General features: G+C 67.9%; 20 protein-coding genes. 17 read left to right on the top strand and 3 right to left on the bottom strand.

Annotation, left to right across the window (positions count from 1 at the left end; all coding sequences use genetic code 11):
- Window positions 1–180: 180 nt before the first annotated feature.
- Window positions 181–1,140, bottom strand: a complete 960-nt coding sequence (locus BLASA_RS20075; protein ID WP_014378076.1) for a LysR family transcriptional regulator — start codon at window positions 1,138–1,140, stop codon at window positions 181–183.
- A gap of 291 nt (window positions 1,141–1,431) precedes the next feature.
- On the opposite strand from BLASA_RS20075, the gene dctP reads away from it, so the two are divergent.
- From dctP to BLASA_RS19995, 17 genes are all read left to right on the top strand, one after another.
- Entirely contained in the window at window positions 1,432–2,523 is a 1,092-nt protein-coding gene (gene dctP / locus BLASA_RS20070; RefSeq protein WP_014378075.1) for a TRAP transporter substrate-binding protein DctP, read from the top strand.
- Between the two features lie 211 nt (window positions 2,524–2,734).
- Window positions 2,735–3,208: a TRAP transporter small permease gene (locus BLASA_RS25255; RefSeq protein ID WP_166486603.1), complete on the top strand. Its 474-nt coding sequence runs from the start codon at window positions 2,735–2,737 to the stop codon at window positions 3,206–3,208.
- Between the two features lie 51 nt (window positions 3,209–3,259).
- On the top strand, window positions 3,260–4,555 hold the full coding sequence (locus BLASA_RS20060) for a TRAP transporter large permease (protein ID WP_014378073.1): 1,296 nt from the start codon (window positions 3,260–3,262) through the stop codon (window positions 4,553–4,555).
- A gap of 127 nt (window positions 4,556–4,682) precedes the next feature.
- Window positions 4,683–6,248, top strand: a complete 1,566-nt coding sequence (locus tag BLASA_RS20055) for an acyl-CoA carboxylase subunit beta (protein ID WP_014378072.1) — start codon at window positions 4,683–4,685, stop codon at window positions 6,246–6,248.
- Between the two features lie 124 nt (window positions 6,249–6,372).
- A complete protein-coding gene (locus BLASA_RS20050) occupies window positions 6,373–7,137 on the top strand; it encodes an acetate--CoA ligase family protein (protein WP_014378071.1) in 765 nt (254 codons plus the stop codon).
- Window positions 7,134–8,597, top strand: a complete 1,464-nt coding sequence (locus tag BLASA_RS20045; RefSeq protein ID WP_014378070.1) for a CoA-binding protein — start codon at window positions 7,134–7,136, stop codon at window positions 8,595–8,597. The genes BLASA_RS20050 and BLASA_RS20045 overlap by 4 nt, the downstream gene beginning before the upstream one ends.
- A gap of 78 nt (window positions 8,598–8,675) precedes the next feature.
- Window positions 8,676–10,019, top strand: a complete 1,344-nt coding sequence (locus BLASA_RS20040; protein ID WP_014378069.1) for an acetyl-CoA carboxylase biotin carboxylase subunit — start codon at window positions 8,676–8,678, stop codon at window positions 10,017–10,019.
- A gap of 11 nt (window positions 10,020–10,030) precedes the next feature.
- A complete protein-coding gene (locus tag BLASA_RS20035; RefSeq protein ID WP_014378068.1) occupies window positions 10,031–10,240 on the top strand; it encodes a biotin/lipoyl-binding carrier protein in 210 nt (69 codons plus the stop codon).
- A 90-nt stretch (window positions 10,241–10,330) separates the two neighbouring features.
- Complete coding sequence (locus BLASA_RS25250; protein ID WP_166486602.1) at window positions 10,331–10,582, top strand: hypothetical protein; 252 nt, start codon at window positions 10,331–10,333, stop codon at window positions 10,580–10,582.
- Window positions 10,583–10,647: 65 nt separating this feature from the next.
- The gene (locus BLASA_RS20030) at window positions 10,648–12,309 is read left to right on the top strand and encodes an IS1634 family transposase (RefSeq protein ID WP_014378067.1); all 1,662 of its coding nucleotides are present in this window, start codon (window positions 10,648–10,650) and stop codon (window positions 12,307–12,309) included.
- Window positions 12,310–12,563: 254 nt separating this feature from the next.
- On the top strand, window positions 12,564–13,529 hold the full coding sequence (locus BLASA_RS20025) for a YeiH family protein (RefSeq protein WP_051005234.1): 966 nt from the start codon (window positions 12,564–12,566) through the stop codon (window positions 13,527–13,529).
- A 67-nt stretch (window positions 13,530–13,596) separates the two neighbouring features.
- A complete protein-coding gene (locus tag BLASA_RS20020; protein ID WP_014378065.1) occupies window positions 13,597–14,322 on the top strand; it encodes a TSUP family transporter in 726 nt (241 codons plus the stop codon).
- 43 nt (window positions 14,323–14,365) lie between these two features.
- Window positions 14,366–15,217 carry an alpha/beta fold hydrolase gene (locus BLASA_RS20015; RefSeq protein ID WP_014378064.1) on the top strand — a complete coding sequence of 284 codons (852 nt, stop codon included), beginning with the start codon at window positions 14,366–14,368 and terminating at the stop codon, window positions 15,215–15,217.
- Between the two features lie 292 nt (window positions 15,218–15,509).
- Window positions 15,510–16,076, top strand: coding sequence for a biotin transporter BioY (locus tag BLASA_RS20010; RefSeq protein WP_014378063.1), 567 nt, complete (start codon window positions 15,510–15,512; stop codon window positions 16,074–16,076).
- A gap of 65 nt (window positions 16,077–16,141) precedes the next feature.
- Window positions 16,142–16,804, top strand: a complete 663-nt coding sequence (locus BLASA_RS20005) for an energy-coupling factor ABC transporter ATP-binding protein (RefSeq protein WP_231839501.1) — start codon at window positions 16,142–16,144, stop codon at window positions 16,802–16,804.
- A complete protein-coding gene (locus BLASA_RS20000) occupies window positions 16,801–17,448 on the top strand; it encodes an energy-coupling factor transporter transmembrane component T family protein (protein ID WP_014378061.1) in 648 nt (215 codons plus the stop codon). Before BLASA_RS20005 ends, BLASA_RS20000 begins: the two co-directional genes overlap by 4 nt.
- Complete coding sequence (locus BLASA_RS19995; protein ID WP_014378060.1) at window positions 17,445–17,972, top strand: MOSC domain-containing protein; 528 nt, start codon at window positions 17,445–17,447, stop codon at window positions 17,970–17,972. Before BLASA_RS20000 ends, BLASA_RS19995 begins: the two co-directional genes overlap by 4 nt.
- A 14-nt stretch (window positions 17,973–17,986) precedes the next feature.
- Here the strand turns inward: BLASA_RS19995 and BLASA_RS19990 are convergent, their stop codons facing one another.
- Window positions 17,987–19,105, bottom strand: a complete 1,119-nt coding sequence (locus BLASA_RS19990) for a thiolase family protein (protein WP_197536240.1) — start codon at window positions 19,103–19,105, stop codon at window positions 17,987–17,989.
- 11 nt (window positions 19,106–19,116) lie between these two features.
- Window positions 19,117–20,286, bottom strand: coding sequence for an AMP-binding protein (locus tag BLASA_RS19985; protein WP_083878067.1), 1,170 nt, complete (start codon window positions 20,284–20,286; stop codon window positions 19,117–19,119).
- Window positions 20,287–20,359: the final 73 nt, after the last annotated feature.

Genomic DNA, 20,359 nt, shown 5'->3' with positions numbered 1-20,359 from the left:
AGGGTCCATGGAGCGAGCGGTGACTGCTGGGATGTCCATGCCGCACCACGGCGCCTGACCAGTCGGCCGGCCCAGGCCGCACCACCGGAGCGACCACGTGCTACCGCCGGGGCCGGACGCCTTCTGTGCGCGGGCCGCTGGCGCGTGCCCTTCAGACGGTCTTGACCTCAAGCGCGGAAGCTAGCCGCGTCCGCCGTGGGGTCGAGACATTGGGATGACTGGTACGGCCGAACTCTTTTCCGGCTGCGGGCCGCGCGACAGATCGAGAAGCGCTTCAGCCGCTCCAACCGGCGGGTGCCGCCGGTGCCACAGCGCCCTGAGTGGGCGGTGCAGGTCTACCCCGGTGACCGGGACCTCCACCAACCTGCCGGTCGCCAACTCCGCCTGAGCGGCGAGGTGGGAGAGGACAGTGGGGGCGAGGCCTTCGGCGACGGCTGACTTCACGGCGAGGGTCGATGCGACTTCCAGGACGGGGGGGGCGATGCCGCCCAGTTCTTCCAGCACCCGCTCCAGCGCCTCACGGGTCCCGGACCCTTGCTCGCGTGTGACCAGCGGAGTGGTCGCGAGTTCCTCCGCGGTGACGGGACCGCCACGGATAGCCCACTCGTGATCGGGAGCAGTGACGAGTGTCAGACAATCCTCCCCCACCACGAGGCTGTTGATGTCAGCCGGAAGCGGGGTCACGTTCTCGACGAAGGCGACCTGGACTTCGCGTCGCTGCAGAGCCTCGATCGTGATCGCCGAGTTGCCCATTCGCAGGGCCACCACCACGTGAGGAAACAGCCCACGCAAGGAAACCAGCCACCGGGGCAGCAAGAATTCTGCGATCGTGAGGCTGGCGGCGACCGGAAGACGTGCTCCCCTGCGCTCATGCAGATAGCTCACTCGTTCCCGAAGCCTGTTCCGCGCCGCCAGGACCGCCCGTGCCCACTCGACGACGAGTTCTCCTTCGGACGTCAGTTCAGATCCGAGGGCTGAGCGCCGGAGAAGGGTGACGCCGAGATCCTCCTCGAGGGCACGCATGCGCTGGCTCGCTGCGGGTTGGCTGATCTCCAGGCGCCGGGCGGCCAGGCCCAGGCTGCCCGTTTCCGCGACTGCCACAAGCAGGTCGAGGGATCGCAACGAAAGATCATCTGCCATAAGTGCAGCTTAGAGGGTTCCTCGGACGGCCGATGTGGTGCACATCTCCCTGTGTCAGGCTGCGAACGGTAGACACCAACGCTGTGAAGGAGGCGCGTGATGGCACGCTTCTCGCGGGCAGTCGCGGAAAGGCCACCGCACCGTTCCTTGGCCCCACGCTTTCTACATGCCCCTTGAGAGCCCCTAGGTTGACGCGCGCATCGAACCGGCGCACGTCGCGCCCGCCCGAGCGAAGCCGCGAGCCTCATCCTCCCCGCATCCCCTAGCCCTGCTAACGAAAGGACCGTCCTCATGGTCAAGTCCAGGAAGTACCGAACCCGTTCTGTCGCTTCGCTCGTCGCCGTTTCAGGCTTGGCGCTCGTCACAGCATGCGGCGGTGGCGGCGGTGACGGCGGAAGCACGGGTGCGGACGGAGCGGAGGAGGCCGTCACGCTGAAGCTGGGCGACATCCTCGCGGAGAATCACTACATCTCGGAGGGCTTCACCCAGCCGCTCGTCGAGCAGGTTGCCTCGGTCTCGGAGGAGGCGGGGTGCCCGGTTTCGATCGACGTGTTCCCCGACGGCCAGTTGGGCGAACCAGCCGATGAGGTGGACAACCTGAACAGCGGTGTCTTCGAGGTGGGCCACGTTGCGCCGCCGTACAACGGTGATCAGATGCCGCTGGGTAACGTCTTCAACCTTCCCCGGATGGCCTCCGACGCATCGACCCTGGGACTCGCCTACTACGACCTCGCACGGGACGCCGAGTCGGAGATCTACAAGTACGACTTCGAGCGCAACAACATGGTGCCGTTCGCGGCGTATGCCCTGCCGCTCTATCAGTTCGTCACCAGCAAGCCGATCGACGGCGTCGAGGCGCTGCGAGGCTTGAACATCAGATCGGCTGGTGGACCGCAGAACGCGACGGTCAGCGCCCTCGGCGCGACCCCGGTCCAGATGACCGCTGCGGAGCAGTACGAAGGTCTCCAGCGGGGCATCATCGACGGCGGCATCTTCAACCTGCCGTCCCTCATCTCCAACCGCACTTTCGAGGTGACGAGTCACTTCACCACAAATGCGAACGTGGCCAGCTTCAACGGTGCTCTCGTCGTGTCGCAGCCGGTGTGGGATGAACTCTCCGAGTGCCAGCAGGAAGCGCTCCTCACCGCTGGGGAAGAAGCTACGGAGGAGTTCGCCACCAGCCTTCCTGCTGTGGAGGAGGAGACCATCGCACAGTTGGAGGCGGAGGGGCTCACGGCCGTCGAACTCGGCGCTGCCGACCTGGAGCAGCTCGACCAGGCGCTGAGCGGGGTGGCCGACACCTGGCTGGACACGCTGCCCTCCGATGCCCCGGGGGATGCGGCGCTGGAAGAGGCTGGGGCGGCCATCGCCGACCGGTCCTGAGATCCGACCGCGGGTGGTGGCTCGCCGGACCGGGAGAACCGATGATGGCGGGCCACCACCAGGGCAGAGCAGACGTGTATCCGTCGAGCACGGGGAAGAGGTTGGGATGTTTGGTGATCGCGTGCGGGCGGCCCTCAAGCCCGTTGACAGAGGCCTCTCACTGTTGGAAGACGGGTTGATGTGGGTGGCATCGCTAGCTCTGGTAGCAGTCATGGTGCTGGTCACGTACAGCGCTGTAGCGCGGTACCTCTTCTCCAGCCCCGTCACGGGCTCCCAGGCCTGGGTCGGCGATTACCTTGCGCCGGCGATCACCTTTTTCGCTCTGTCGGCTGCATTGCGCAGCCGACGGCACATCGGCGTGACCTTCCTGCTGACCCGGATGGGCCCAGGCGTACGACTCCTGTCCCAGACCATCGCGGCGGTGATGATCGCGGGAGTCTTCGTAGCCGTCGCCTACCAGGGCATGCTGCGAACGCAGGCAGCCGTCGCGACCGGTCAGTCGCACGCTTTACTCGGCGTACCGCTCGCCTTGACCTACGCCGTGGTGCCGCTCGGATGCGCTCTCCTGGTACTCAGGAGCCTTTTGATCTGTGCCCAATGGTGGACGGGGGACCGATCGAACATCGCGCTGTCGCCAGCGCACGAGGAATCGCCAGAAGTTCCATCCACCGGCATCCACGAATAACGAGAAGAGCGAGACGCTTATGATGCGACGAGCTAGACGGGTGGAGTCCTGATGGACATCGCGTTGCCCTTGGTGATGCTGCTGGTGCTGCTGCTGGCCGGAATGCCCATCGGCTTCGCCCTTCTCGTAACCGGTGCTCTCGGCATCTCGCTCGTAGCCTCGCCCGACACCATGCTGGGCGTACTCCAGACACTTCCCTATCGGTCGACCACCAGCTATTCCCTGGTAACGATCCCCATGTTCGTGCTCATGGCCAACTTCATCACGAAGGGCGGCCTCGGGCGCGACATCTTCGAATCGCTCCGTCAATGGACGGGGAGGCTCCCCGGCGGATCTGTGATTGCGACCATCTACGCGAGCGCAGGGCTCGGGGCCATCTGCGGCTCCAGCGCCGCGGCGGCCTCCACCATGGGGCAGGTCGCCATCCCGGAACTGAAGCGCCAGGGATATTCCCCGGCCCTATCAGTCGGAGCGGTAGCCGTGGCAGGCACCCTCGCGATCATGATCCCCCCGAGCACGGGACTGATCTTCTACGCGATCCTGACGGAGCAGTCGATCGGGGCCATGCTCATCGCCGGCATCGTCCCCGGCCTGATCATGGCGTTGGCTCTCTCTGCCGGCGTCCTTGCTTGGGCCATTCCAGGTCAGCGACGTGGGACCATACCCCGTGGTACGGCATTCTCTCTCAAGCAGAAGCTGTACAGCTCCCGCCTTCTCTGGCCCTTCGTCGTGCTGATCGTCGCCATCGTGGGAGGCATCTACTTCGGCGTGGTGAGTGCCATCGAGGCCAGCGCACTCGGTGCTGCCATATCCCTGCTGATGCTGGTGCTCCTGAGGAGGATCACCTGGCCGGAGATGGTGCACGGGATCAAGGACACCGTCTATGTGACCACGATGATCTACATCATCATCCTCGGCGCCCACGCATTCGGTCAGTTCTTATCGATGTCCCGGGTCCCCAGTCGGATGCTGGAGGCGTTGACAACAGCCGGACTGGGTCGCTGGACGGTGATGCTTTTGATCCTCCTGGCCGTTCTGGTCATGGGCTTCTTCATGGATCAGTTGGCGATCCTCAGTCTTTCATTGCCGTTGATCTTCCCCGTCATCATGGAACTCGGCTTCGACCCCATCTGGTTCGGCATCGTCATGATCCTGCTGGCCGAGATTGGTTTGGTGACCCCCCCCATGGGGCTCAACGTGTTCGTCGCCGCCGGGGCCGCGAACGAGCCGGTCGAGGTGGGCTTCCGGGGCATCTGGCCGTTCGTGGGGATCATGTTCGCAGTCCTGGCCCTCCTGTTGCTCGTCCCAGACATCGCCACATTCATGGTTCCCGCCGATCTCAGTTGATCAGTCGGCCACCAGCGGCTGCAGAACTGGGCCGCTGTCACTCCCGGAACTTCTGTTGTCAAGGACCTAGGCCGTCGAGCAGAACACCCATAGTCGAGCAGCACACCCGTATTGGAAGGAACGAGACATGTCCGTGGACCAGACGAACACCACGCCGATGGAGGAGTTGAGTGCCGAACACCGCCGTCGCACCGAGGCTGCGCTCGCGATGGGCGGGCCCGCCAAACTGGAGAAGCGCCGTGCCGAGGGGCTTATGAATGCCCGCGAGCGCGTCGACGCTCTGCTGGACGTGGGCACGTTCCAGGAGATCGGGCGGTTTGCTACGTCCGCTCGCCCCGAGCACCGGCACCGCAGCCCGGCCGACGGCAAGGTCACCGGGTTCGGACAGATTGACGGCCGGGAGATCGCGGTGGTCTCGAACGACTTCACCGTCATGGGCGCTTCTAGCAGTTCGGTCAACGGGCGCAAGATCCAACAGATCAAGGAGACGGCGAACACCCGGGGCCTGCCCATCGTCTTCTTCGGTGAGTCGACCGGCGCGCGCATGCCCGACGTCATGGGCGTGGAGATAGCCCAGGCGTGGAATCCGGCTCAGTACCTGCGGCGGCGGGAAACGCCCTGGGTCTCGGCCGTGCTCGGCCACACCTACGGCTCTGCCTCCTGGTACACGGCGATGGCGGACTTCGTGGTGATGCGCAAGGGAGCAATCATGGCGGTCTCGAGCCCGAGGCTGTCGGCCCTGGCTACCTCGGAGAACACCGACCCGGAACAGCTGGGCGGGTGGCAGATGCATGCCAAGACCAACGGGCTGGTCGACGTGGTGGTGGACAGCGACGAGGAAGCCGTCGAGGTGATCCAGCGGGTGTTGTCGTACCTGCCGAGCCACTCGTTGGAGGCACCTCCGCGTGCCGAGCACCGAGAGGATCAGGAACAGGAGGCCGCTCGGGCGTCAACGGTCAGCGATCTCGTCCCTGTCCGGCGGAACCAGGGCTACGACATGCGCAAGGTCGTGGCGAACATCGTCGACGAAGGGTCTGTGCAGGAGTTCAAAGCCATGTACGGCCGTTCTCTCATGACGGCGCTGGCCCGGATCGACGGCCGAGTCGTGGGAGTGATCGCGAACAACCCGATGTTCAAGGGCGGAGCGATCGACGCCGACGCCTGCTCGAAGGCGACCAGCTTCCTGGTCCTGTGCGACTCCTTCAACATCCCGATCGTCCTCCTTGCCGACCAGCCGGGATTCCTCATCGGAATCGAGGCCGAGAAGAAGGCGATGCCCGGCAGGGTCATGAACTGGATGAACGCGCTCAGTCTCTGCACCGTTCCGAAGATCGCGATCGTCGCGCGCAAAACCTACGGCCAGGCAGTCCTCAACATGGGCCTCGCCGGCAATGCCCACGAGGTGTGCGCCTGGACCACCGCCGAGATCGGCTTCATGGATCCCTCCCATGGGGTGACCATCGTGCACGGACTCAAGCCCGAGGACGACCCACAGAAGTTCCAGGAACTCCGCGAGGAGATGGCCAAGGACAGTACCCCCTATGAGGCCGCATCCCGTATGGGCGTGCAGGTGGTCATCGAGCCCTCGGAAACGCGCCAGTACCTGAAGCGCGCCCTGGATGTGCACGAGCTCCGCCTGACGAACGGCGTCGGACAGGGACACCTCCGCGCTTGGCCCACGACGGTCTTCTGAGCGACTTGAGAGCCGCACCGGGACCGAGTGCTCCCGGCATCGCCCTGATCACGCCGGGTACCTCTGCCCTTACCGCCACAACGGTGCACCCGCGCGCCGGCAACGAAGCCTCTGGAGTTCACGAGTGATCCGCACGACAAGCGCGAGAGATGCAGCGCTCTCTGTCCTCACACGAGCTGATGACGAGGGGCGCATCGGCCCCAACGAGTACGACGCGAAGCAGATAGCCGCAGAGTTCGGTCTTCCCATTCCGCGGGGAGTGTTCGTTCCGCCGCACCAGGACATCAGGACTGCTGCGGCGGAACTTGCTCCGCCGCTCGTGCTGAAGCTGATGTCGCCGGACGTCGTTCACAAGACGGAGTTCCGAGCGGTCCGGCTGGGCATTCCCGACATCGAGACACTGGCCGAGACCCGCGACGCCATGCTGGCCGAGCCGCAGTTGGCCTCGGTGCGTCTGGACGGCTTCCTCGTCGAGGAGATGGCCGAGGCCTCTACAGAGCTGGTCATCGGCGGGAAGATCGACGACAGCTTCGGGCCTGTGCTCATGCTCGGCGTAGGAGGCATCTTCCTGGAGGTGCTCGACGACGTCGCCTTCCGCATCTGTCCGGTGACCAGTACGGACATTCTTGGGATGCTCGACGGATTGAGAGCGAGGCGGCTGCTCGACGGCTACCGTGGCCTCCCGCCGGTGGACCTGTCGAAGGTCGTCGCGGCGGCACTGGCGCTGGGCGGAGCAGAGGGATTGCTCTGCGAGTTGGCCGACGTGATCTCGGAGGTCGACGTCAATCCGTTGATGGTCGGCTCCACGTCGGCCGTGGCGGCCGATGTGCGGATTCTGGGGCGGCCCTCGGGGACCGCGACGGAGGACACCTCGGGGGCGTCTCGATGAATCGTTCGGATGAACAAGACGTCCTCGCCAACTTTGCGCCGCTCTTCACTCCCCGGGCGGTCGCGGTCGTGGGTATGTCGGGCACCAAGGTGACCCCGGCCAACACCTTCGCCCGACACCTGCGGGAGTTCGGCTTCAGCGGCAACATGTACGCCATCCACCCGCGCGAGCGGGAGATTGACGGTCTGCCGGTCTACCCGTCGTTCGCCGACCTCCCGGAACGGGCGGACTACGCGTACATCGCCGTCCCGGGTCAGGCCCTGTTCGATCTGCTCGCCGGCGCCAACGGCAAACTCCGGTTCGGGCAGGTGATGTCGAGCGGTTTCGGCGAGGTCGCCGAAGGGGTGGAGCTGCAACGACGCCTGGTGGAGGCCGCCCGGCAAGCAGGAGTGCGGATCATCGGACCCAACTGCCTGGGGACGTACTCACCGCGCGGCCGGCTGAGCTTCGTGGAGGGTGCATCGGCGGAGCCGGGCTCGATCGGGGTGGTATCGCAGAGCGGCGGCCTGGGAGTCGACATCCTCCGACGGGGTAAGAGCCGGGGACTCCGGTTCAGCGGTCTGGTGACTGTTGGGAACTCCGCGGATGTGGATCCCGCAGAGCTGCTGGAGTTCTACCTGCACGATCCCGAGACGCGGACGATCGGGCTCTACGTCGAGGACGTCCGGAACGGTCGACGCCTCTTCGAGCTGCTCAGGCAGGCTACCGGCCGGAAGCCGTGCGTCCTGCTGAAGGGCGGTCGCAGTAGCCAGGGTGGCCGCGCAGCGGCGTCGCACACCGGCGCGCTGGTGAGTGATGACCGAATCTGGACCGCGCTGGTGCAGCAGACGGGCCTCGTGCAGACCGACACGCTCGACGAGTTCCTCAACGCGCTGCTCATCCTGGACCGTCTCACGCCGAATGCCGGGAGGGTGACCGAGAACGTCGTCCTCTTCGGCAATGGCGGCGGGACGAGTGTGCTCGCGACCGATGCGTTCAGCCGGCAGCACTTCGACGTGTCCCCGTTGAGCGCAGAGGCCATCGAGGCGCTGGAGGCGCTATCCCTCCCGCCGGGTACGTCGGTCGTCAATCCCATCGACACGCCGGCTGGGACCCTCAGTGAACGGGACGGCGAGGTCGCACGGGACATCCTCGCTGCGGTCACCGACAAGCACACCACCGACGCCGTCGTCGTGCACATCAACGTGGCGGTCATCGCCCACATGACGAACCGGCCGGATGCGATCCTCGGGAACATCGAGCACGGCCTGGCCGAGGCGCAGGAGAACATGCGCGGCAAGAACCATCTCGTGGTCGTGCTGCGCAGCGACGAGGACCCCAGCATCGAGGAGTTCCGGCGGGCCATGGCGGAGCGGTTGCGTGTCCTGGGCGTGCCCGTCTTCCGGGAGATGCCTGAGGCTGCTGTGGCACTGGGCGCCATGCAACGCTACGAGCGGGCGGTGGCCGAGCTAGCGCAGTGAGCCGGGGCGTCGATGGCCTGCTGGTCGGTTCCGTCGTCCGTGGATGAATGTCATTGGTAGTTGCCTGAGGAGTGAGACGTGTTCGATTCCATCCTGATCGCCAACCGGGGCGAGATCGCCTGCAGAGTCATTCGGACCGCCCGTCGACTGGGCATTCGTACCGTGGCCGTCTACAGCGAGGCGGATGCGGACCTGCCGCACGTCGCGGAGGCGGACGAGGCGGTACTCCTCGGCGGCGCGGCACCCACGGACTCCTACCTCGCGATGGACAAGGTGCTGGACGCAGCCAGAAAGACAGCCGTCGCTGCCGTCCACCCCGGCTACGGCTTCCTGTCTGAGAGCGCGGAATTCGCCCGCGCCGTCGAGGCGGTCGGACTCGTCTGGGTCGGCCCGCCTCCTGCGGCCATCGATGCGATGGGTGACAAGATCCGCGCTCGCAATCTGATGGCGGATGCAGGCGTACCCGTAGCGCCCGGTACCCGTGACCCACTGGTGGACGTCGACGCCGCTGTACGCATCGCGCGGGACATCGGCTATCCATTGATGGTCAAGGCCAGCGCCGGCGGCGGCGGCATCGGCATGGGCGTCGCCGAGGACGAAGCAGCACTGCGGCAAGCGTTCGAGACGGCGCGCTCCCGTTCGGAGCGGTTCTTCGGCAACCCGGAGTTGCTGCTCGAGCGCTACCTGCCCCGGGCGCGGCATGTCGAGGTGCAGATCCTCGGCCTCTCCGACGGCCGTGTGATCGCACTGGGGGACCGGGACTGCTCGGTTCAGAGAAGACACCAGAAGGTGGCGGAGGAATCTCCGTCGCCGGGAGTGACGCCACAACTGCGCGAGCGTTTGATGGACGGTGCGGTCCGGGCGGGGGAGGCGGTCGGTTACCGGAATGCCGGAACGGTCGAGTGCCTCGTGGATCCGGACACCCAGGAGTTCGTCTTCCTGGAGATGAACACCCGACTTCAGGTGGAGCACCCAGTCACCGAGATGGTCCTCGGCATCGATCTCGTCGAACAGCAGTTACACATCGCGGCCGGTGAGGAGATCACTTTCGATGCCGCCGAGCTTAAGCCGTCCGGCCACGCGCTCGAACTCCGGATCTATGCCGAGGACTCGAAGCGTTTCCTTCCCTCCCCGGGAAGAATCACGACGTGGCGGGATCCCGTCGGGGAAGGCATTCGTGTCGATGCCGGGTACTGGTCCGGAAACAGCGTGACCCCCTTCTACGACCCGTTGCTTGCGAAACTGGTCGTGCACGGGAGCGACCGAGACCAGGCGTTGGAACGGGCTCGCCGCGCAGTCGAAGAGTTTCAAATTCAGGGACCCAAGACAAATCTGGAGTTCTTCAAAGAGTTACTCCAGAACAGTTCCTTCGTGTCGGGGGATTATGACACGAGGATCGTCGAACGCATGCGATCGGTATAGGAGAGACGGATATGGAACTGTGTTCGGAAATGATGGCCAACGTGTGGAAGGTGGTCGTCAACGTCGGTGATACCGTGGAGGAGGGAGATACGGTCGTCATCCTTGAATCCATGAAGATGGAGATCCCCGTGGTCGCGGAGTCCGCCGGCACGGTACGCGAGATCAACGTGTCGGAAGGTGGCACTGTGGAAGAGGGCCAGGTAGTCGCCGTCATCGAGTGACCGCCAGTGCTGGGCTGTTGATCTCGTGATCTTCCGGGCGCTCCGCCACAAACCGTTGGGGCGCCCGGAAGGTACCGGGAAGAACGTTGCATGCAGCTTGCCGGCATCGGCGTATCCGCCCTGTTGCTGGTAGCCGTTTACTACTTCTTCGCGCCGACTGGCGGCGGCTCTAGAGTCGAGACAGCCGACTTGTCAATCATTCTCGACTCTTTTCGGGCGACGCCGGAAGTTCCCGAACGCCCCGTCATAATCCGCCCTTCATGGGTTGCCAAGGATGCCGATGGGCATGTCCGGCCTGACTTTGATCAGGGGTGCATGATCGTTTCTGCTGCGGCTTGCTGAGCTGCGGGGACGGTCTGGACTCGGCGTGGTTTCACGCACTAACGGGGTCGGCCTAGGGTCGGGGTGTGGCGTTCATCCGGCGGGTGCGGACCGCTTCGGGGGCCACGGCGGTGCAGATCGCGGCGTACCGGGCCGGGCGGCAGGAGATCGTCAAGCATGTGGGGTCGGCGCACACCGATGCCGAGCTCGGGGTGCTGATGGAGCGGGCCCGGGAGCTGCTGGGCGACCCGGCCCAAGGCGTGCTGGATCTGGGGATCGAGCCCACGCCGCGGGTGTTGCCGCTGGCCGCGGCCCCGGGCGGACAGGGCGTGCTGCCGGCGATGCCGGCGCCACCAGCCCGCCGGTCGGCGGCTGCGCGGGACAGCGGAGGACGGGTGCTGGCGACCGGGTCACGGCTGCTGTACGACGCCCTGCTCGGGGTGGTCACCGCGCTGGGATTCACCGCGGCCACCGATGAGGTGTTCTGCGACTTGGTCATCGCCCGGATCGTGGAACCGACATCACTGCTGGACGCCGGTCGGGTGCTCACCGACCTGGGGCGCCGGCCGGCCAGCTACCCGACGATGAACCGCACCCTGCGGAAAGCGGTGAAGGGCGACTACCGGGACCGGGTCGCAGCGGCGTGCTTCGCGCACGCCAGCTCGGTCGGGGATCTGACCTTGTGCCTCTACGACGTGACGACGCTCTACTTCGAGGCCGAACACGAGGACGACCTGCGGAAAGTCGGCTACTCCAAGGAACGTCGAGTCGACCCGCAAGTCGTGGTCGGGCTGCTCGTCGACCGTCAGGGCTTCCCGCTGGAGATCGGCTGCTTCGAGGGCAACAAGGCCGAGACCAGCACGCTGATCCCGATCATCACCCAGTTCCAGGAGCGGCACGGCCTGGCCGACCTCGCGGTCACCGCCGACGCCGGCATGCTGTCGGCGGCGAACCTGAAGGCGCTGGACGAGGCGCACGTGCGGTTCATCGTCGGCTCGCGGGTGACCCGGGCGCCGGCGGATCTGGAGTCCCACTTCCACTGGCACGGCGATGCGTTCACCGATGGCCAGGTCATCGACACGATCACCCCCAAGACCGGCCGCGCCAAGGGCGGGAAGGTCGGGGAAAACGACACCGCCCGCCGCGCCGAACCTGTCTGGGACCCGGTCCAGCACGACCGGTCGTGGCGGGCGGTGTGGGCGTACTCGGCCAGGCGTGCAGCCCGGGACCGCAAGACCCTCGCCCTGCAGGAGACCCGCGCCCGGGAGGTCGTCGACGGCGAACGCGCGGCCCGCACGCCGCGGTTCGTCAAGACCAGCAACGGCGCCCGATCCCTGGATGAGAAGGCACTGGCCAGGGCGCAGAGCCTGGTCGGGCTGAAGGGCTACGTCACCAACATCCCCGCCACCGTGATGCCCGCGACCGAGGTGATCGGCAGCTACCACGACCTGTGGCGGGTCAAGCAGTCCTTCCGGATGAGCAAGACCGATCTACGGGCCAGGCCGATGTTCCACCACACCCGCGACGCTATCGAGGCCCACCTCACCGTCGTGTTCACCGCCCTGGCCGTGGCCCGCGAGGTCCAGAACCGCACCGGCCTGGCGATCGGCAACGTGATCCGCCAGCTGCGGCCGCTGCGCTCGGCCACGGTCGCGATCAACGGCGCCACCCAGACGTTCCACCCCGCCGTTCCCGCAGCCCAGCGGGCCATCCTCGATGCGCTACCGCAGGCAGAAGTCACGCACTAAGCAAATGATCAAAGTCGGGCGTTTACTACTTCTTCGCGCCGACTGGCGGCGGCTCTAGAGTCGAGACAGCCGACTTGTCAATCATTCTCGACTCTTTTCGGGCGACGCCGGAAGTTCCCGAACGCCCCGTCATAATCCGCCCTTCATGGGTTGCCAAGGATGCCGATGGGCATGTCCGGGACGGAAAGCAGACTAATTCTGTGAAACGTGGAAGTGCCCCCCGCGCGCAGTTCACCGTCAGTCGGATCCTCGACATGGCACCGGGCCTGGTCGCCACCGCGGCGGCGGTGGGGCTCTCCATGGCCGTCACGTCGGTCCTGCCTACGGTCAGCCCCTTGGTCGTCGCCGTCGCCCTGGGAGGGCTCTTGGCGAACGTCGGCGGCTTGCGCCCTGCTTTCGGGACCGGCCTGGCGTTCGCGGGCCGCCCCGTGCTGAGATTCGGAATCGTGCTGTTGGGACTGCAGCTCGCCGTCGGGGAGGTCATCGGCCTGGGTGCCGCCGGCATGGCCGTGGTCGTCATCACCGTGGTCGCGACATTCGCCGCGACCGTCCTCCTGGGCCGCGCGCTCGGAGTGTCGAGGGACCTGACCATCCTCGTCGCTAGCGGGTTCTCCATCTGCGGTGCGGCTGCCGTGGCCGCAGCGCATGGTGTGACGAAGTCCGACGAGGACGATGTCGCTCTCGCCGTCGCCCTGGTCACGATTTACGGCACGGTCGCCATGATCGCACTCCCGCTGCTGGGAGTGCCGCTGACGCTGAGGGCGGACCAGCACGGAGCCTGGGTGGGGGCGGGTGTGCACGAGGTTGCCCAGGTCGTGGTGGCCGGCTCCGCAGTCGGCGGGGTAGCCCTGGCCGTGGCCGTCGTGGTGAAGCTGAGCCGGGTGGTGTTGCTCGCGCCGCTCGTCGTCGGTCTTGGTCTGGTGGAGCGGAGGAGGACCAAGCACGACGAGATGACGGCCAGACCGCCGTTGGTCCCCCTGTTCGTGCTCGGTTTCCTGGCGGCGGTCGCGCTGCGCAGCACGGGGATCGTTTCGGAGGGGGTGCTGGATGTCGCCGGCTTCCTTCAGAAGCTCGCGCTGACTGCGGCGATGTTCGCGCTCGGCACAGGCGTCCGGTTAGCCGCGATGTGGGGGACGGGGCAACGGGCACTCCTGCTCGGGGCCGCATCTACCCTCGTGGCGGCCGGCGTGGCGCTCGTCGCGGTCCTGGCGCTCTTCTGATGGGCAGCGATGGCAGCGTCCTGCTGCCGCGGGACGCCAGGGTACCGGTGCCGGATGGTCGCGTCTGATGCTATGGGCGCTCCTGCTGCTCAGCGGGGCCGGTATGGCAGGAGCCGCAGCGCAACGTGTGACGGGCCTGGGCTCCGGCCTGGTCGCGGCACCGTTCTTCGTGCTGGTACTAGGGCCATTCCAGGGAGTCCTGCTGGCGAACGTCTTGTCCTTGATCAACAGCGTGGTCATTCTTGCGCTGACCAGGCGAGACGTCGAGGTCGGAAAGGCGCTGCTGTTGTCGGTGCCTGCTGTCGGCCTCGGCGTACCTATCGGCGTCGTCGTCGTACACCGGGTTCCGGTCCGCGTGCTGGCGGTCGGCGTTGCGTTGCTCATCATCGCAGCCCTGCTCGCTGTCATCTTCAGCGATCGTGCTCGAGTCTTCCGCGGGCCTGCCGGTGCCGTCGCAGCTGGCAGCCTCTCCGGCTTCATGAACGTCACGGCCGGAGTGGGCGGGCCCGCCATCGCCCTCTACGCGATCAGCGTCTCCTGGCCCCACCGGAACCTCGTTCCCACCGTGCAGCTGTACGCCATCGTGTTGAACCTGGTCTCCATCGCGGCGAAAGGCCCCCTCGACATACCGCTTCCGACGATGTCCCTCGCCCTGGCCAGTATGGGGATCGGGATCGCCCTGGGGAGTCTTCTGGCCAAGGTCGTCCCGCCCAGCGCCGCTCAGCGAGCATTCATCGGGCTGGCGTTCTTCGGTGCGGTTGCGACCCTGGTGAAGGCTCTGCTGGGGCAGTGACGATCAACGGCGGGGCCCTGTCCGCTTCCATGCAGGGGGAGACATGACGACGACAGACGAGGCGCCTCCTGCGTGGTTAGCCCGAGCGGTGGCTGTGGAACCCGAGCACGCCGACCTGCGCGTTGCCGGCGCTCGCATCCACTACCGGACATGGGGCGACCCTGAGCTGCCCTCGGCCGTACTGGTCCACGGAGGTGCTGCCCATTCCGGCTGGTGGGACCACATCGCCCCGTGTCTGGATGGCCACAGGGTTGTCGCGCTCGATCTCAGCGGCCACGGGGACAGCGACCATCGGATGAAGTACGACATGCGGCTGTGGGCGGAGGAGGTCGCCGCCGTGACGGCGGCGGAAGGCCTCCGACGGCCCGTCATCATCGGCCACAGCATGGGCGGCTGGGCGGCGGTAACGAGTTGCGTCGACTACCCGGGGGACTTTGCCGCCGTCGCGTTTATCGACACCCCTCTCAATGATCCGCTCCGCGAAGAGGACGTGCGGCGGCGTCACCGCCCGCACACGATCTACGCCAACCGGGATGAGGCTGCGGCACGCTTCACCGCACTGCCCACTCAAGCAGTGTTCTTGCCCTATGTCCGCCGGCATCTCGCCGAGCAGTCGCTGCGCGCGGCGGAGGGCGGATGGACCTGGAAGTTCGACCCCAGGTACTTCGGAACGCGTCTGCCGTTCCGAGATCTACTCCCGGAGCTTCGGTGCCCGGCGGCCCTGCTCCGGGGTGAACACGGCCTCGTTCCTCGGCAGATGACGCCGAAGATGCAGTCCCTGGTTCCAGGTGGCCTGTCGGTGATCGAGCTGCCCGAGACCGGTCATCATCCGATGCTCGACCAACCGCTCGTGTTCGTCGCCGCCCTGCGCACGCTGCTTGCGCTCTGGCGGTGAACCCCGATGCTGGCAGCGCAGCCCATGTTCCGGAATCGGCACCCCGTCGTTTCCATGGGGCTGGACGCGTCCGTCGGAAGTCGACGGCGCGCGCCGGCAGAGCGGCATTCCGAGTTCGGTCCCGCCACAGCGGCGCCCGGCGCCACAGTTGTCGTGACGGCCCCCGTGGACGGGACGGGTGGCCGCTGCTGGACCCCGGGCCCGAAGTCGCAGCCGTCAAGGTCACACGCCATAGCAGATCGGCATACTCAGCGCGCCAGTCGCTGGGCAACGAGAGGATACGGGAAGACATATGCGGACAAAAGATCTTGCGTACATCGCGCTGTTTGCCGCGATCACCGCCGTGCTCGGGATGCTGCCGGCGATCCCTGTCGCTGCAGTGCCGGTACCGATTACGGCGCAGACGCTGGGGGTGATGCTGGCCGGTGCGGTGCTCGGGGCCCGGCGGGGCCTCCTCGCGCTTCTGCTGTTCCTCGTTCTGGTCGCCGTGGGGCTCCCGCTGCTTGCCGGCGGCCGGGGCGGCCTGGCTGTGTTCGCCGGGCCGAGTGCCGGCTTCCTCATTGCCTGGCCGCTGGGCGCGTTCGTGACCGGGCTGCTCACCGAGGCGTTCTGGCGGCGGATCAACGTTGCCTGGGCGCTCGTGGCCACGCTCGTGGGCGGTGTCGGGGTGATCTACGCGGTCGGCATCCCGTTCCTGAGCCTCTTCACCGGCACGTCCCTGCTGACCGCCTTCACCGGTTCGCTGGCATTCGTCCCGGGCGATGTGGTCAAGGCCGTCGTCGCCGCTGTCGTAGCCGTCACTGTCCGCCGCGCCTACCCGGTGATCGAGCGACCGCGGCGGGCCCGCGCCACACCGTGAGGCGCCGCCGCCGACCGCTCGTCCCCGCCGAGGCCGATCCGTCCCGGGGAATCGAACTCGTTGGCGTGCGACACGCCTACGGCGAACGGACGGTACTGGACGGGATCGACCTGCGGCTGACGGAGCACCGGGTCGGGGTCATCGGCTCCAACGGCTCGGGCAAGAGCACGTTCGCCCGGTTGCTCAACGGGCTCGTCGTCCCCACCGCCGGCCGGGTGCTCGTCGACGGACTGGACACCCGCGACGCCGTCCGTGAGGTCCGTCGGCGGGTCGGCTTCGTGTTCCAGGATCCGGACGCACAGATCGTGCACCCGACGGTCGCCGAGGACGTCGCCTACGGGCTCGAGAACCAACAGGTGGCTCCCGCCGAGCGGGCCGAGCGGGTGGCCGAGATCCTCGACCGCTACGGGTTGGCGGGCCACGCCGACCACCCCGCGCACCTGCTCTCGGGCGGCCAGAAGCAGCTGCTCGCCATCGCCGGGGTGCTCGTCATGCGGCCGGCACGGGTCGTGTTCGACGAGCCCACGACGCTGCTGGACCTGGTCAACGCCCGGCGGATCGCCCGGGTCATCGCCGAGCTGCCGCAGGCGGTGGTCGCCGTATCCCACGACCTCGATCTGCTCGACGACTTCGACCGCGTGCTGGTGATGGACGCCGGCCGGGTGGTGGAGGACGGGCCAGCGGAGCAGTCGGTGCGGGCCTACCGGAAGTTGATGGCCGACCGATGACCCTGGCGATGTACGTCCCGCGGTCCAGTCCGGTGCACCGGGCGCCGGCCGGCGTGAAGCTGCTCGCCCTCACCGGGCTCGCCGTGCTGGTCTTCGCGCTCCCGACTCTGCCGGTCACCCTCGTGGCACTGAGCGGCGTGCTCGTCGTCGGGCTGGGGCTGGCGCGGCTGCCGGTGGAGTTGCTGGCCCGGCAGGTCCGGGCGGTCGCCGTCTGGGTCGTCGGGATCGTCGCCGTCCACGCCGTGCTGACCGATCTGCTCACCGGGGTGGCGACCGCGCTGCGGCTGGTGGCGCTGGTGCTGGCTGCCGCGGTGGTGACGGCCACGACCCGAGTGACGGCGATGGTGGCGGTGGTCGAGCGCGCCGCGGCGCCGCTGCGCCTCGTCGGCGTGCGGCCCGCCCGCATCGGCCTGGTGCTGGCGATGGCTTTGCGGTTCATCCCGCTCGTGGCCGAGCGCGCCGACCGGATCCGGGAGGCGCAGGCCGCGCGCGGCGGCTCCCGGCGAGGTATCAGAGCGGTGACGACAGCGATCGTGCCGCTACTGGTTCAGATGCTGCAACTCGCGCACAGGATCAGCGAGGCGCTCGACGCCCGCGGCGCCGACGCCCCGCCTCCGCGCCGCACGCTCCGCGAGGCGTCATGACCGGCGCGCTCGCCGAGATCTGGCTGACCCCGGCGGCCGCGGCACCGATGCGGCGAGTGCTCGACGCCCAGCTTCTCGCCGGTCGCGGTCTGCGGGGCGACCGCTACGCGCTCGGCGGCGGCACCTGGGCCGACTATCCAGCCCTGGAGAAACAGCTGACGCTGATCGACGCCGAGGACGTCTCGGCGGTGGTCCGTGAGACCGGTTCCGGTCTCGTGCCGGGCGCCACCCGACGCAACCTGGTGACCACGGGGCTCGCGCTCCCGGAACTGGTCGGCGGCTGGTTCGCCGTTGGTGAGGCACTGCTGTTCGGGATGAAGCGGTGCCCGCCGTGCACGCACCTGGAGCGGTTGACGGGCGTACGACTGGTCAAGGCGATGGCCTACCGGGGCGGAATCAACGCAGCTGTGTTCGTCGGCGCCCGGATCTGCGAGGGCGACCTCGTCCGGCCGGTGACTGACGAGGAGGCTGCCGAGCGGGGGGCCCCGACCGGAACCGGCCGCCCGGTGCCGCGGGACGTCTAACACCGGCGGGTCGATCAGGGAAGCGCCTCGACGACCATCGCAACCCCCTGCCCGCCCCCGGCGGCGATGGCGGCAAGACCGTAGCGGCCCGCGCGCTGCCGAACGAGCTGGGAGAACAGGCGGGCCGCGAGGATCGCGCCGGAGGCTGCCCACGGGTGGCCGAGGCCCAACGCCCCGCCTTGCGGACAGACCCGCTGGTCGTCGAGCCCCAGAGACCGGCAGCAGGCCAGCATCTGGCCCGCGAATGCCTCGTTGAACTCGATGACGTCGACGTCGTCGAGCGTCAGCCCCGACCGGTCCAGTGCCACCCGGACGGCCGGGACGAGCGAGAGTCCGGGCAGGTTCGGATCGTGCCCGGCGGTCGCCGTGGCGAGCACGCGCAGGCCGGGCATGCCCAGCCGTCGATGCGTGGCGGCGTCGGTGACGGCGACGACGGCCGAGCCGTCGTTGATGCCGCACGAGTTGCCGGCCGTGTGCGTGCCGTCGGGACCGAACGCCGGGCGCAACCGGGCCAGGCGCGACGCGGTCCGCCCTGTCCGCGGCCGCTCGTCACGTGCGAGCCCGGCGACCGGGACGATCTCGGGCTCGAATCCGTGCGCCTCCACGGTGGCGATCGCGCGGGCGTGCGAGCGCATGGCGTAGGCATCGTGCTCTTCCCGGGAGATGCCGTGAGCACGGGCGAGGGCATCGGCGGCCGGTCCCATGTCGGGATCCCCCACGCGCGCCGGTGCGAACGGTGCTCGCTCGTAGCGCACCGGCTCGGCGTCCACCGGCGGGGGCCAGAACCGCCACGGAGCGCTGGATGCCGACTCCACGCCGCCGGCGAGCACCACGCCCGGTTCGGCGGCCACGATGCCGGCGCCGAGCACGATCGCGGCCAGTCCGCTCGCACACTGCCGGTCCACCGTCAGGGCCGGCAGCGTCTGCGGCAGGCCGGCCTGCAGCGCCGCCACCCGGGCGACGTTTCCGCCCGGCCCCATGCAGTTGCCCAGCACGACCTCACTCAGCTCTGTCCCGTCGGGCAGCTGCCGCACCACGGCCGCCAGGACGGGCGCAGCGAGCTCGGCGGCGGCCACGGTCGCGAGCGAGCGACCCGCGGTCCCGATCGGGCTGCGCATTGCCGCGACGATCACCGGTAACTCCCTCACGCGCCCGCCCCCGACGAGGCGCCCCCCGTGCGTGGCACCGGCCTCAACGCGCCGGCGTCGGCTAGCGCGGCAATCGCGGCCCGGTCCACCTTTCCGGCTGCCGTCTGCGGCCATCGGGGCAGGTGGAACCACAACCGCGGGCGCTGCGCTGGGGTGAGCTCCCCCGGCGCCGCATCTCGGGCCGCGGTCAGTGCCACTGGATCGGTGAAGACCGCAGCGACCATCTGCCCGAGCCGGGGGTGCGCGACCCCGACCACCACCACGTCGCCGCCACCGACCCAGCGGAGAACCTCTTCGACGTCGTCCACCAGCACGGTGGCACCACCGGTCACCACCGCCCTCCCGTCGCGCCCGACCACGGTAAGCACGCCGTTGGTGAGGCGACCGTGGTCCCCAACCGTGGCGAACCCGTCCGGAGCGATGGTGAACGGTCCTCCCGGGGCGAGGTAGCCGTGAGACAAGAACGGTGACCGAGTCCAGATCACGCCGTCGCGGATCTCCAGTTCGACATCGGGGAAAAGGCGCAAATCCTCCTCATCGGAGCCCCAGGCGACGAAGGACAACTCCGCCGCGCCGTAGTAGTGGCTCACGCGAGCTCCCGCCGCAGTGGCCCGGCGGGCCACCGTGCGAGTCAGCCGGTCACCTGCGACGACGAGATGCATTCCGGCGACATCGACTCCGTCGTCGAGAGCACCGATGAGCGCCATCGGCGTCAGAAGTCCGTGGCTCGCGCCGGCAGAGGCCGGGACGACGTCCGCGCCGACGAACCGGGCGTGTGCTGCCGCGAACAGATTCATCGACGCCCCGAGCGGGCCGGGCACCCACACCCGCGAGTCCGCCGCGATGCCGGTCAGCTGCGACACCGCGGGAAATGACTCGACCCAGGACGCGGCGGTGCGGACCACCGACCGCGGCCGTGCGGTGGTCCCCGACGTCACCAGGCAGATACGCCGCCCATCGGCGTAGGCGGACAGAACCGACGCGACCGGGTCAACGGTGCCGAGGACGTCCACCGGGTCCGTCGTCATCACTTCCGCCTTTTGCGGGTTGGCGGCCCGCTCACGTCGAGATGGTGCCATCGACTGCGGCCGCGCAGGCCAGTTTGGCGGCTGGGGCTTCGTGCTGGCGCTCGGAGGGACCTGCGGTGTGCCCGCCGTCTCGTTCATCGCCGACCGCAAGTCGAAAAAGGTCGTTGATCTTCGACAGCCTACCGGCTTCTGCTTGGTGCCACGATGGTGG

Source organism: Blastococcus saxobsidens DD2 (genome assembly GCF_000284015.1).
Taxonomy (GTDB): Bacteria; Actinomycetota; Actinomycetes; order Mycobacteriales; family Geodermatophilaceae; genus Blastococcus; species Blastococcus saxobsidens_A.
This window is presented reverse-complemented; position numbering and strand designations above follow the sequence as displayed.